The following is a 12,701-nucleotide window of genomic DNA, read 5'->3' as shown; positions in this document are numbered from 1 at the left end:
GGACGAAAAGGTGAGGGGCCAAATTGAGGGCAAGTTTGGGCAGGCCAAGCGACGATTTGGCTTGAATCGGGTGATGGCGAAGTTAGCGGATACGGCTGCCAGTGCGATTGCTATCACGTTCTTGGTGATGAATCTAGAGCGGTGGCTCCGCCACTTTTTATGGTTTTTTTTGGGTGTACTGATTGGGGTTGGAGAGCTTTATGGAGCTGTCAGAGCTTCTTTAGGGCTTTTCTAAGGCTAGTGAAAGGATATGGCTCTGGCCGTCACAACTGGGTTACTTGTACGATTTGATGCCAGGAATTTGCTCAATTTACTTTTTCAGCAAACCCTACTTAAAGATTGGCTCTCTCCCACCTATTGGATATGCCCACAATCAGCGTAATTAACCCACAACCAGGGTTGCCGCTTCACTGCTGCTTACCCTTGATGAAGTCGAAATATAAAATCATCCATAAGTTTAATAAATTTTGACAACAGGAATCATCTTTCTTTAGTTTCTTTTGATAATTAGCCTTTGATGAATAAGCTGTGATCTGAGATTCTGAAAAGCCATAGCTTATCTAGAAGTACAAGCTGGTTTGAATATAAATATTTGTATCAAACAGCATAACTTCTGATCGCTAGACCTGATAGATAGATACAGGATTAAGAAGAGGCATTCTATGGATAGCTAATATGCTTTATGCCAACTATTTGGCAATAAATGACTTGGCTTTTAAATTGTTCTATATCACAAAAATATAAGATAAAAATAAATCCTATTTCACTAGACAGCTGATATCAGCTAGAAAACTTTAATCGCAAAGAACTCATATTAATCATGAATTGAATCATTAGATATAAAGAACTAATTTTTAAGATGATTTATTAAAATAAAAAGTTAAGAATCTATAGTACTTGCTTTGATATTAGATATATTTAGTTTTGTTATGGTTTTGCTTGCTTTATGAGATTTGCAGGTTTGATCTTTGGAATCACCCAAAGATCAAATCTAAAGGCTTAGATAAATCATCCATATAAATGACATAAGGATGCATCCCCCCGATTTGTTAATGTCCATATAAAAGGAAAAGATATGTTCTTAAAGAGAAGAGATTTCTTGTTAGGCTCTACCGCATTTTTAGGATCATTTTATTTTTTACAGAAATCATCAGAAGAGTTGGTTGCTATGGCTGACAGTAGTGCCATTGAGACGATAAAAATAAACAAAGCGGATAAGTTTTATTTTAACTCCAAAGCGACCGACTATAATGCTGAAAATTCTTACTCATTAGCCCTTATTTCGCAATTGGTTTATAGAAAGTTCGATAAAGATCCAGCAGAAAAGCTTGCAGTACAAGAGACAGCCAAAAACTGGGGATATGATGACGTCTATTTCTTTCATAATGAATATGAAGAAGTAGGCAAAAAAAAAGACTCAGAAGCCATAATTCTTGTTAATTCAGACAGTATTATTGTTGCCTTTAGAGGAAGTGAAACAGACCCTGAAGATTGGAAAAATAACGCAAAATTCAAAAAAGAAGAGTATCTAGGTGGCCATGTACATAGAGGCTTTCTAAAAGCATTCACTGATGTTTGGTATGTCAAAGATGATGATACACAGGTAAAAATGGAGGACAGGCTTCGAAAAGAGATGCAGGGGAATAAGCGTACATTATGGATTACAGGCCATAGTTTAGGAGGGGCAATGGCTATCCTTGCTGCAGCCTCTTGTAAATTATCAGACAGTAATCATTTAGAGGTAAGTGGTGTTTACACTTATGGACAACCCCGTGTTGGAGATCTAAACTTCGAAGCAGTGTTTGACCCTCAATTAAAAACAAAGACGTTTAGGGTAGTTAACAATAACGATATCGTTGCCAGAATTCCCAATATAAATTACGAACATGTTGGTACACTTAAATTTATCAATAGCAGTGGAAACGTAATTAATGAAGAAGCACTTAGTTGGCTTCAAAAAACATCTTCTCGAGTTATCGGTCGATTTCATGATTTTGGCAAAAGTGGTACAGATGGAATCAACGACCATAGACTTAATGAAGAATACATTCCTAAGCTAAAAGCTCAACTTTCAACTCGTTCCACTGTTTAGTTTTTTCAAATTAGCCTTTCCTCAAATCGTGGAGATGTGCTGTCTACATCTCCACGATTGTATGTAGCGAATGGCGCTCATCGATATTCCTCTTTTCTAAGGAAAATCCTCTTTTCCGGTATTGATGCTCTTGAATTAGCGCTCCAGTTAAGAGAAAGACTGGATTCCTATGACAACCGCATCTGAGTTTGAACATCGAACCAGTGAAGCTGATGAGTCGGTAATGCCACCGAAATGGTGTCGCCTGTCCAGGTTTGGTCTGTGGGTAACAAAGCCCGTATCGTCTCTTCCCCTCCTTGAACCTTAATACTCAAGAGGTTGCTCATCCCTAAGTTTTCCACCAGGAAGACTTGACCTGTGATCGTGGGGGTATCATCTGGTGTCGCCAGTCGCGTATGTTCAGGCCGAATTCCCAATACGATCTCACGGGGATTTTCGACATCGCTAGGCAATGGAATTCGAGTATGGCCCAGAATGGCAGATTGATTCTCACATCTGAGCGTTAGTAGATTCATTTGGGGACTACCAATAAATCCTGCAACAAATTGATTGGCTGGACGAGCATAAATTTCTTGGGGTGGATCGAGTTGCTGTAAATCGCCTTGATACAACACGGCCACTTTGGTGGAAAGCGTCATCGCTTCCGTCTGATCATGGGTGACATAGACGACCGGGGCCTTTTGCTTTTCGAACAACTGCTTTAACTCTGCCCGCACCTGTTCTCGCAATAGCGCATCCAAATTACTTAAGGGTTCGTCTAACAGGAAAACGGCAGGATTGCGAACTAAAGCCCTCCCTAAAGCCACCCGTTGTCGTTGCCCCCCCGAAAGCTGTCCAGGTTTACGACGCATCAAATCTTTGAGATCCAGAACTCGACTGGCTTCCTCCACCCGTTGCTGAATGTCAACACTGGGCATTTTTCGCAGTTTTAATCCTGAGGCAATATTGTCGTAGACATTCATATGGGGATACAGTGCATAGCTTTGAAACACCATGGCAATATCTCGGTCCCCAGCACTCTTATGGGTGACCACATCAGTCCCAATCACGACCTCCCCTCGGGTGGGTTGTTCTAATCCCGCAATTAAGCGGAGTGTAGTGGATTTGCCACAGCCGGAGGGGCCAAGCAACGTCAAGAACTCGCCATCTTCTACAGTGAGGCTGAGGTCTTTAACAGGAATAACTTTGGGGTTGTAGGTTTTATTGAGGTGTTTGATCTCAAGTTTGGCCATAGGGCAGAGGGAGAATGAAGTTTTGCAGAAGGTTAACGCTGGCCCAAGAAGTTGCCGGCTAAGCGAAGGGCATCGGCAACATCAACATCGCCGTCTCCATCACTGTCCAAAAACTGAGTTAACACAGGATTGGAGGCCTGTTGCGAAATAGCTTGGGATGAACCACTATGTAGCAAATTCAACACAATGGGAACTAGGACAGGCAACAGTCCCTGAATAACACCGCTATTTAAGCCAGTCCGCTGAGCAATTTCTTGGGCAATTTGCTGTTGTTGTCCTTGAGAAAATAACGCATTGACTGCCGCTCCATTCGCTTGAGTGCCACTATATTGGTTGACAAGAGACTGGGCTTGGTCCGCTGACTGTGATTTCAGGGCTGAGCGGACATGATTGCCCAACAAGGACATCACTGCATCTGTTGAACTATTGTTCATTCCCTGTTGTTGGCTAAGCTGCTGGACCGTACTCAGGATATCGCCCAATTGGCCAGTATTGGCTTGTAAGGCCGGGTTATCAATAGCTCTAACGATTTGATCAAAGAGTCCCATAGGTTTTGGTTGGCTTCAGGTGAGGATCGGACTGCAGCTTCATACTCCAGCCCAAATAATCGATAACTGAGCCTCATCCTAAGGGGTGAGCAATCATGGGATCAAGCTAAGGGCTTATCCCTTCATTGGACTTTACGTTTACTAGAGCAATCGCAGCTTACTCTCTCATGACGTAGCCGACGCCCCGGACGGTCTGGATCAAGCGTTTTTCCTGATTCTCTTCCAGTTTGAGGCGAAGGTAGCGAATGTAAACTTCGATAATGTTGGAGTCACCCATAAAGTCATAGCCCCAGACTTGTTCCAGGATGCGATCGCGCGTCAATACCTGGCGGGGATGCATCATCAAATACACCAGCAAATCAAACTCCTTAGCGGTCAACTCAATGGACCGTTCCCCTCGAAAAATCTCACGGGTGCGCTGGTTAAGGGTCAAATTGGAGAATTCTAGGACATCGGGATCTTCTTCTTGGGTTCGCCGCAGATGAGCCCTTACCCGAGCTAACAGCTCCTCAATGCTAAAAGGCTTCACCATGTAATCATCCGCCCCGGCATCCAGCCCTTCCACGCGATCGCTAATTTCATCTTTGGCGGTCAACAAAATAACGGGAACTTTATCTCCTGTAGCCCGCAGACGTCGACAGACTTCAACGCCAGAGAACCCTGGCAACATCCAATCTAGGAGAATCAAATCCGGTTGGGACTCGCGAGCCGCCGTTAATCCTCCAATCCCATCATTGGCAACAGTAACCTGATACCCTTCATGGGTCAGTTCCATCTCGACAAATTGAGCCAGTTTGGTTTCATCTTCAACCAGGAGAATATGTGCTGTCATATTTTTGCTTCAGGAGAGATCGGTAACATCACGGTGAATGTACTGCCTTCACCTTCTTCAGAAAGGACGCTAACTTGCCCTCCCATGCCTTCGGTGAAGGTTTTGACTAAGGAGAGGCCCAGGCCAACGCCCCCCGTAGAGCGGGCTCGGGCTTCATCCAGACGATAAAAACGTTCAAAAATGCGGGATTGCTGCTGGAGCGGGATACCATCACCGCGATCAGACACATGAATCAAAGCAGACTCCTGCCGTTGTTCTAGCTTCAAAGTAACTGGTTCTGTCGCATTAGAGTATTTAATCGCATTATCCACCAAATTTACCAATACCTGTTGTAAGCGATCCGCGTCGGCAAACACTGGAATTAGGGGAGCCTCCGATTCTAATAAAACCTGACGATGATTGAACTTCTCAGCCATCATAACGACTTCTGTCGCCACATCATTCAGAATGAGTGTTTCTAGGTTATAAGGCATATACCCATCATCAGCGCGAGCCAAACTCAATAAATCTTGTAATAGACGAATCGTTAGATCAGCCTCTGCAGATGAAATTTCAAGCGCTTCACGCTGCATATCTGTCAAGTTATCGCCTCGACGTTGGATGCTTTGCAAATAGCCCCGCACAATGGTTAATGGTGTTCTCAGCTCATGGGATACATTGCTGACAAACTGCCGTTGCCGCTCCGTCGTATGCCTTTGTTCTTGCCAAGCCTTAGATAACCGATCCAGCATCAGATTAAAAGTGTTGGCCAGTTCCTGGATTTCACTTGGAGCATTCTGAAGCTCAACTCTTTTCTCCCCCAGGTCATCTGGCGAAATGGCTTTTGTCATTAATCCCATGTGACAGAGCGGTCGTAACGACCAATGCACATACCAAGCTAGTGCCAATGTGATTAAAACGATGGCAACAGAACTGGCGAGGGCTAAAGACTGCACACTGGCGATAAACTTGCGCTGATCTTCCGTAATATCTTGAGCGACAAATAGCGTTCCCAATGGTTGATTACTGACTAGTAGTGGACTATGACAGGCCACAAAATCTCGGTCCTGAACATGATAGACCGTTGGCACAATACTATCTTGAAAGACTGAAGCTAACGTACTGGGGCTGTTAAATCGTTGCCAGGTTGGACCTGACAGGTTGGCTGATGTCGCCACCACATTCCCTTGCGAATCGCTGACCCACAACAACACATTGCGTCCAGAGCGATTGTCAATGGCTTTTTGAACGCTCTCTTGAACAGTGAACATATCATCCATTTGTCGATACAGCACCACATCATCGGCAATGCGTTCAGCAATATCAACAATTTTTTGCTTGTGGCTAGAGATCAAAATTCGTTGCATTTTCCAACTAGTCCACAGGGCGACACTGACTAGTCCGAATGCAATTAACCCAGCAATACTAGCAGTCAACCGAAATTGGAGTGATCTCGGATCAACGGACTGGCGTAGCGGTAGAGAAACATGTCGCCATAGTTTACGAATGGAAGGTGTAATTTGAAACTCGCCCACGCTAACCATCCCTCAAAACAAATTAGCGGTATGGGCAACGGGATCGAAGTTATACCGAGCCTGGTAATTGGTAAGTCCGTATAGATTAAAAGTAATCGTAGGTTCATCACCTAAAGCTTCAACACAGTGAATTGCTTCAGGCATGAAGCTAATCGTATCGCCAGGATTTAAAATCACCTCTCCCACCGCCTCAATTTTGTGAGGATGATGATCGGATGGCGTACGTTGCCAAAACGTATTTTTTTCTTGGCCACTGACTAAGGCCACTACCCCCCAAGTCGCATGGTTATGTATGGGAGACGTTTGCCCTGGTGCCCAGACGACCGTTTGGACCGTTAGTGGGAAATTGGGTTCGTCATAGAGCATGGTCACAGACCACCCTCGTTTAGGATCAGGAGGTTGAACCTCGTACTGCAACCAGGCCGAGTCGGTCAGCAATTCTCGCACGAGAGGGTGAATCGCCTGTAGTCGCTCTTGATCCTGATCTGTCTCTGCTAGGATATCTTCGACCTCGGTAAGAAATCGATACAGCCTATAGGTTTGAGCTCTCTTCTGTGGCAAAGACTGATGAGACCAAGTTTGTGCGTGGCCATCATCCGTTATGAACCAGTCTTGGTCTACCATCTTGACGTTCTACAAAGTGGATTCAAATCTATTAATAACAGGATTGCTTGATAGGATCTTCTATGCAAAGCGTAAAACCGAGAATCCTGGCTCCAGCGTAATCTCAAAGGCATGAGTTTGTCCTTGATAGAGGTCACTCCCTCCCATTTGAGGCAAAGTCATTGGATTAAAACCATCTCACCATCAATAGCAATCGAACGGATAGAGGATATCTCCAAGAGTGGCTTCAAACGCATACTTTTCGGACTTTAATGTCAAAGGTCTAATGTCGAATCAGCAATTTTTCTAAGTTGCATTCCATTCACCTTCTTACAATCATCTGCCTGCATCATTCCGAATTAGAAATACTCAGGTTGCCTTTTTCAAAATGCCCCCTACTTGAGTCAGTTAAACGACCTCAGCAGGCTAAAACACTAGATGAGACCTTGAGCTCACAGTCTGTTGTGGAAATAAAAGCCAGCACACTCTCCTATTGAAGGAGCTTGAATGGCATGGACCTATTTCTATCCTGAATGCTCAAGTACAGTTCTGGATACCATTTAAGGGGGTATAGATGATATCGCCCTGACCCAAAAATAAGTTTTTCCTGAGAACCGAATGTTAGGGATGGGATCACAACTTAAACAGTCCACAAATCCTACAAAAGATCAGACATGAAACACTTTCTTAACTAATCCCAATCTCCTTCTCAGGAAGATTTCAGATTGGTCCGTCTCAATCGAGAATGAATACCTAAATTTTGAGGGAGCGTTGCCCAAAGCTCCTCGTCTTAGTCAAATTTCCATTTAATGCAACAATTAATTAGGCAATTTTAGTTGCACTCAACATTAATCTGTCATGGAGAGTTTTAATGAAAGTTAAATATATGGCAATGGTTGCCGCTGTTTCTCTGCTCAGTGTAGGTGGCCTAGTTATCGGTTGCGCTAATCCTCAAGACCAAAACGGCACCGAAACCACTGAAACAACCGATCCTTGCGCAGCTAAGTCAGGCGATCCTTGCGCAGCCAAATCCGAAGATCCTTGTGCTGCTAAATCCGAGGATCCCTGCGCGGCTAAATCCGAGGATCCCTGCGCGGCCAAATCCGAAGATCCTTGTGCTGCTAAATCCGAGGATCCCTAAGCTACTAAGTCAGAAGATCCTTGAGCAGGTTCAGCAGTAGACCCAGTTCAGTTGCCTATAGTTATCAATCCTTCAGCGGAAAATTGCGGGTTTCAGCATAGGCAAAGAACTGAGGTTTGCGCTGATCCCAAACTCAGGCTAAGTCAAGTAACTTTCCTATTTATCACCTATGTATGAGTTGGGACTGAACTCAACTACAACGACAGATAACGATAAAATGCTGGAGGTAGATCATGATGGTATCTACCTCTGTTCTATTTGCTGTTTTGCTGAGAATTTGATCCAGCACAAACAATCGCCAGCCATATGTGAGATCCAAGCAAAGGCACCTGGGACAGATCGTTAGCAAAACCGTTTTCAATGATTAATCAGATGAAATCAACCACTATGTCTTTTCGTGCCAAATTTGCCTGCTTATGTCTGGCCTTTGCATTATTCATGAGTAGTTTTATCAGTCCACCTGCTCTAGCTGTTACCCAAGTTGAGCTGAAGGATCTGACCTATGCTGAATGCTCCCCTGAGGTTGGCAAGGGGACAGTTACCAGCGGAGGGCCGATCATGCGGTTGGCCAACTGCTTTATTATTTCTGGAACAACAGTCAATAAGTCTGGGAAACCTGTGATGGATGCAGATGTTTTTGGCCGTATATTCGATGCCAACAACAACCCAGCGATGGAAAACCGAGGAAGATTAGGTTCAATCGAGATGATTGAACCTGGAGAAGGTCAATTTGAGCTGAGAGTTAGCGTTCCCGATGCTTTAGAAACACCATTGAAATTGGAGCAGTTCAAAGCGAGTGGTTTCGCTGCAAAGGTGCGTTAGCGTGTCGATAGCATTTGTTGATCAAATTGTTTGAGAGGTTCGCACGTCCTTTCGTGAAGGAATGAAATGGAAAGCCCCTAACGCTTGCTTCTCTAAATAGGGACACGAACTAACCCTGATATGGCTTGCTGTAAAAACTGCAGGAGAAAAATCGCTAGGATTGGCGAAAAATCGATTCCTCCTAGAGGCGGAATAATGGATCGGAAGATATTGAGATAGGGATCAACAAGCTGGCTCAAAATTGAGAAAGGCGCACTACTCCAATCGATATTTGGGAACCAGCTTAGCAGGACTCGAATAATCAATAGAGCAAAGTAAATTTGTAAAAATGTAGCAAGACTGCTAGCAATGAGTGCTGTAATTTCGGTTGCTGCCATAATGAGATATCTGCAGTTAAGCGTACAGGTGGATCAATATCCTCAAGTTTAGCGGATGGATTGTAGCTCAGCTGTACGGTTAGGTTACGAAATTGCCGATCTGTCCTGATAACTGTTTGCATGGAAGCTACCAAGCGAGGACAAGTACGGTCAATATTCTTAGCTTTTTTAGGTCTCAAAGGCGCGATCGCCTGCATCTCCTAACCCCGGAACAATGAAACCCTGCTCGTTTAAACCCTCATCGATCGTAGCAGTATAGATTTGTAAACTTGGGTGGTTTTCACCCAATTGTTTGAGAGCTGGAGGGGCTGCCACAACTGAGATAATGCGAACGAATTCTGGATCGGCTTGGCGCTGTGTCAGTTCCTTCATCGTTGCCATGATCGAGCCACCTGTTGCAAGCATTGGCTCTGTGATTAATATGCGAGTCTGGGGTTGAAACTGGTCAGGTAGTTTATTCAGATAACAGTGCGGTTGGAGGGTTTCTTCGTCCCGAGCTAACCCCAAATGGTAGGTAGCGGCTCTAGGGATAACACTTTGTGCTCCCTCCAATAGAGTTAGTCCAGCTCTCAGAATAGGTACTACTGCAACTGGCAGCTCAGGATTAATCACAGCAGCGGCAGCAGGACCTAAGGGTGTCTCAACCGTTGTCTCCACAGAAGGAAACCACTCTCGCATGGCTTCGTAGGTGAGCCATCGCCCCAGCTCTGTCATCGCGGTGCGAAACATCACCCCTGGGGTATTGCGATCGCGCGCCACTGCCAACCAATGCTTTATCAGAGGATGGGGGGGAACATAGACCCGAAGTTGAAGCGCCATAAGTTACTGAAACTGGATGGAAGCAAAGCAGTTCTTCTTGAACCTGACCCATCATACGACTTTTAATCCTTTCTGATAGTAGCGAAGCACAAGGCTCTAGAAAATTATTGAGAATTTATTGCAATTAGATCTCAACTAGTCTATAGTTATCTATGTGTTCTCCTCTCAGAGGATTCGGCAGGTGGGGCCAAGGCGTTAGCGCAGCTTGGTTCCATTTTTTTTGAGGGTTAGTTTGATAGTGACAGGACGCAAGAGATTAAGTCTCTTCGCAGGCAGGATAATGGTAGAAACGATTCCCTAAACTTTTCCATGCCTGTATCTCTTCCCTCCTCACCTCATAACCTTCCTGATCAGGCAACTGAGTATGATGCCATCATCATTGGCTCAGGTATCGGAGGGTTGGTAACGGCTACCCAACTCGCAGCTAAAGGAGCAAACGTGTTGGTTTTGGAACGTTACCTTATTCCAGGGGGGAGTGCCGGTTACTTTGAGCGCAATGGCTATCGGTTTGATGTTGGGGCCTCCATGATTTTTGGGTTTAGTGATCGGGGCACGACCAACCTATTAACACGAGCCTTAGCAGCCGTCGATCAACAGCTCGAAACCGTTCCAGATCCCGTCCAGATTCACTACCACCTCCCCCAGGGTTTGGAACTCAAGGTGCATAGAGACTATGAGAAGTTTTTGCAAGAACTGATTTCCCTTTTCCCCCATGAGCGGCATGGCATTCGCCAGTTTTACGACACCTGCTGGCAAATCTTTAATAGCCTTAACAGTATGGAGTTGCTGTCTCTAGAAGAATTGGGCTATTTAGCCCGGTCTTTTTGGCAGCATCCGGGCAGTTGTTTTCGGCTATTGCAGTATTTACCCCGCAATGTCGGGGACTATGCTCGGCGATATATCAAAGACCCTATTCTTCTCAAGTTTATTGATATGGAGTGCTATTGCTGGTCGGTGGTACCAGCCGCCCAAACACCCATGATCAATGCTGGTATGGTGTTCTCCGATCGCCATTATGGCGGAGTGAACTATCCCAGGGGTGGGGTGGGTCAAATTGCCCTCAAGCTAGTGGAAGGATTAGAGGCCGCTGGGAGCCAGATTCGCTATCGGTCTCGGGTCAATAACATTGTCTTGGAGCAGGGAACAGCCGTCGGAGTTCAGCTGGCCACGGGAGAAACCTATCGCAGCCAGCGGATTATTTCTAACGCCACTCGCTGGGATACCTTTGGAACTTTATTAGATGAAGTTCCGCCAGCAGAAGCCAAATGGCGACAACGCTATACCAAGTCTCCTAGTTTTCTGAGTTTGCATTTGGGGGTAAAGGCAGAGGCACTCCCTAAAAACTTAGATTGCCATCATATTTTGTTGAGCGACTGGGATAAGATGGCTGAGCCTGGAGCAACGGTGTTTGTGTCCATCCCCACACTGTTGGATGCCTCTTTAGCCCCACCGGGACATCATATTGTCCATGCCTTTACGCCGAGCTGGGTTAAGGATTGGCAGGTGCGATCGCAAACCCAATACAACGCTCAAAAACAAGAGGCGGCTCAGCAACTCATTAGCCGATTGCAACAAATTATCCCCAACTTGGGCCAGCATATTCACCATATAGAAGTGGGCACGCCTCGCACCCACCGCCGCTTCCTCGGTCGTCAGGACGGTACCTATGGCCCTATCCCTAGCCGCCAACTCTGGGGTTTAGTCGGCATGCCCTTTAATCGCACATCCATCCCTGGCTTATATTGCGTGGGAGATAGCACGTTTCCAGGTCAGGGCTTAAATGCAGTCGCTTTTTCAGGATTTGCTTGTGCTCATCGAGTGGCAGCAGACTTGAAGCTATAATCTCGTACGGTATGCTCAAAATGTCTCAAAAGACCACTTTTTTGGGATTTTGAATTCTCTACAGATGCGAGAAGATAAAAGCGCTATGCAAGTGAAGTCAATGCTGTTGGCAATGACACTGTTGATTGGATGTGCTGCTGAACCACTGCTTAAAAAGACCCAAATGTCACAATTTCAACCTAAGCAAGTTTGGACCTACAAAACCCGACCGGGAGAAGAGGCTTCAAGAGTTGTAATTCTCAAGATTGATGATCATGACCAAGCAGGCAAGATTGTCCATATTCATGTTCGAGGTGTGGCGATTCAAAATCAGCAGGCTTCTGGTGGTGTCACCACTGTGATTAGCCATATGCCCTATGCAGAAAACGCTCTTGCCAATTCTGTGATCGCTGTCGAATCTGAAGCAGAATCCCTGCCAGACTTTCAAAAAGGATATGCAACCTGGAAAAGGGCTTTTGACAAAGGAGAAGGTGGCATTTTTACAATTCCAGTGGCTGAAGGGGTTGATATTATGCAAAACGCTCTTAATTCAAGCTCTCCATAGCTGGATAGGATTGATAGTCTGCCCCTTACCCGGACCTTGGAAGAGTAGCTAGGCATGCCTTTTAATCCCATCTCTATACCTGGTCCTTATTCTATGGGGAATAGCACTTTCTGGGGTAGGACTTAACTGCTGTTGCCTTGTCAGCGTTTGTTTATACCCGTCGGGTTTTTGTGAACTTGAAGATATAGCCCTATCCGATTTACCCGTTTTAGTGTATTAGAGTTGACGGATTGCCGTAATGTGTTGAATGATAGTGAATCGCAGTTAATGCACAGCCAGCGGAACTGGCGGAATTGGTAGACGCGCTAGGTTCAGGTCCTAGTGTCTGCAAAGAC

The 12,701-nt window shown here is 45.3% G+C and carries 12 protein-coding genes and 1 pseudogene; 6 read left to right on the top strand and 7 right to left on the bottom strand.

Annotation, left to right across the window (positions count from 1 at the left end; translation table 11 throughout):
• Positions 1-386, top strand: a pseudogene (locus Q0991_RS21705) (transposase); the annotation flags it as partial.
• Between the two features lie 689 nt (positions 387-1,075).
• Positions 1,076-2,092 (top strand): lipase family protein, encoded by a 1,017-nt coding sequence (locus Q0991_RS21700; RefSeq protein ID WP_299492502.1) that lies wholly within the window; start codon positions 1,076-1,078, stop codon positions 2,090-2,092.
• Between the two features lie 167 nt (positions 2,093-2,259).
• Here Q0991_RS21700 and Q0991_RS21695 read toward each other — a convergent pair whose 3' ends face one another.
• The 5 genes from Q0991_RS21695 to Q0991_RS21675 all read right to left on the bottom strand — a co-directional run bounded on the left by Q0991_RS21695 (position 2,260) and on the right by Q0991_RS21675 (position 6,842).
• Positions 2,260-3,324 (bottom strand): ABC transporter ATP-binding protein, encoded by a 1,065-nt coding sequence (locus Q0991_RS21695; RefSeq protein ID WP_299492500.1) that lies wholly within the window; start codon positions 3,322-3,324, stop codon positions 2,260-2,262.
• Positions 3,325-3,356: 32 nt separating this feature from the next.
• Positions 3,357-3,872: a DUF937 domain-containing protein gene (locus Q0991_RS21690; RefSeq protein ID WP_299492498.1), complete on the bottom strand. Its 516-nt coding sequence runs from the start codon at positions 3,870-3,872 to the stop codon at positions 3,357-3,359.
• A 157-nt stretch (positions 3,873-4,029) separates the two neighbouring features.
• Positions 4,030-4,704 (bottom strand): response regulator transcription factor, encoded by a 675-nt coding sequence (locus Q0991_RS21685; RefSeq protein WP_010478060.1) that lies wholly within the window; start codon positions 4,702-4,704, stop codon positions 4,030-4,032.
• On the bottom strand, positions 4,701-6,218 hold the full coding sequence (locus tag Q0991_RS21680; protein ID WP_366525035.1) for a HAMP domain-containing sensor histidine kinase: 1,518 nt from the start codon (positions 6,216-6,218) through the stop codon (positions 4,701-4,703). Before Q0991_RS21680 ends, Q0991_RS21685 begins: the two co-directional genes overlap by 4 nt.
• Before the next feature lie 12 nt (positions 6,219-6,230).
• On the bottom strand, positions 6,231-6,842 hold the full coding sequence (locus Q0991_RS21675; RefSeq protein WP_299492493.1) for a cupin: 612 nt from the start codon (positions 6,840-6,842) through the stop codon (positions 6,231-6,233).
• Positions 6,843-7,692: 850 nt separating this feature from the next.
• Here Q0991_RS21675 and Q0991_RS21670 point away from each other — a divergent pair.
• Positions 7,693-7,962, top strand: coding sequence for a hypothetical protein (locus Q0991_RS21670; protein ID WP_299492491.1), 270 nt, complete (start codon positions 7,693-7,695; stop codon positions 7,960-7,962).
• 360 nt (positions 7,963-8,322) lie between these two features.
• Complete coding sequence (locus Q0991_RS21665; protein WP_299492490.1) at positions 8,323-8,784, top strand: hypothetical protein; 462 nt, start codon at positions 8,323-8,325, stop codon at positions 8,782-8,784.
• Between the two features lie 92 nt (positions 8,785-8,876).
• On the opposite strand, the gene Q0991_RS21660 is transcribed toward Q0991_RS21665, so the two are convergent.
• On the bottom strand, positions 8,877-9,161 hold the full coding sequence (locus Q0991_RS21660; protein WP_299492488.1) for a YggT family protein: 285 nt from the start codon (positions 9,159-9,161) through the stop codon (positions 8,877-8,879).
• A 168-nt stretch (positions 9,162-9,329) separates the two neighbouring features.
• Positions 9,330-9,980, bottom strand: a complete 651-nt coding sequence (gene upp, locus Q0991_RS21655) for a uracil phosphoribosyltransferase (protein WP_299492486.1) — start codon at positions 9,978-9,980, stop codon at positions 9,330-9,332.
• Positions 9,981-10,289: 309 nt separating this feature from the next.
• On the opposite strand from upp, the gene crtH reads away from it, so the two are divergent.
• Together crtH and Q0991_RS21645 are read left to right on the top strand one after the other, a co-directional pair.
• Positions 10,290-11,822, top strand: coding sequence for a carotenoid isomerase (gene crtH, locus Q0991_RS21650; RefSeq protein WP_299492484.1), 1,533 nt, complete (start codon positions 10,290-10,292; stop codon positions 11,820-11,822).
• Between the two features lie 85 nt (positions 11,823-11,907).
• Complete coding sequence (locus Q0991_RS21645; RefSeq protein WP_299492482.1) at positions 11,908-12,366, top strand: hypothetical protein; 459 nt, start codon at positions 11,908-11,910, stop codon at positions 12,364-12,366.
• Positions 12,367-12,701 lie beyond the last annotated feature (335 nt).

Origin of the sequence: Acaryochloris sp. IP29b_bin.137 (genome assembly GCF_028285745.1) — a bacterium.
Taxonomy (GTDB): domain Bacteria; phylum Cyanobacteriota; class Cyanobacteriia; order Thermosynechococcales; family Thermosynechococcaceae; genus Acaryochloris.
This window is presented reverse-complemented; position numbering and strand designations above follow the sequence as displayed.

Coding starts and splice junctions, on each gene's coding strand:
- Q0991_RS21700 (WP_299492502.1), top strand. CDS start 1,076: ATGTTCTTAAAGAGAAGAGATTTCTTGTTAGGCTCTACCGCATTTTTA.
- Q0991_RS21695 (WP_299492500.1), bottom strand. CDS start 3,324: ATGGCCAAACTTGAGATCAAACACCTCAATAAAACCTACAACCCCAAA.
- Q0991_RS21690 (WP_299492498.1), bottom strand. CDS start 3,872: ATGGGACTCTTTGATCAAATCGTTAGAGCTATTGATAACCCGGCCTTA.
- Q0991_RS21685 (WP_010478060.1), bottom strand. CDS start 4,704: ATGACAGCACATATTCTCCTGGTTGAAGATGAAACCAAACTGGCTCAA.
- Q0991_RS21675 (WP_299492493.1), bottom strand. CDS start 6,842: ATGGTAGACCAAGACTGGTTCATAACGGATGATGGCCACGCACAAACT.
- Q0991_RS21670 (WP_299492491.1), top strand. CDS start 7,693: ATGAAAGTTAAATATATGGCAATGGTTGCCGCTGTTTCTCTGCTCAGT.
- Q0991_RS21665 (WP_299492490.1), top strand. CDS start 8,323: ATGATTAATCAGATGAAATCAACCACTATGTCTTTTCGTGCCAAATTT.
- Q0991_RS21660 (WP_299492488.1), bottom strand. CDS start 9,161: ATGGCAGCAACCGAAATTACAGCACTCATTGCTAGCAGTCTTGCTACA.
- upp (WP_299492486.1), bottom strand. CDS start 9,980: ATGGCGCTTCAACTTCGGGTCTATGTTCCCCCCCATCCTCTGATAAAG.
- crtH (WP_299492484.1), top strand. CDS start 10,290: ATGCCTGTATCTCTTCCCTCCTCACCTCATAACCTTCCTGATCAGGCA.
- Q0991_RS21645 (WP_299492482.1), top strand. CDS start 11,908: ATGCAAGTGAAGTCAATGCTGTTGGCAATGACACTGTTGATTGGATGT.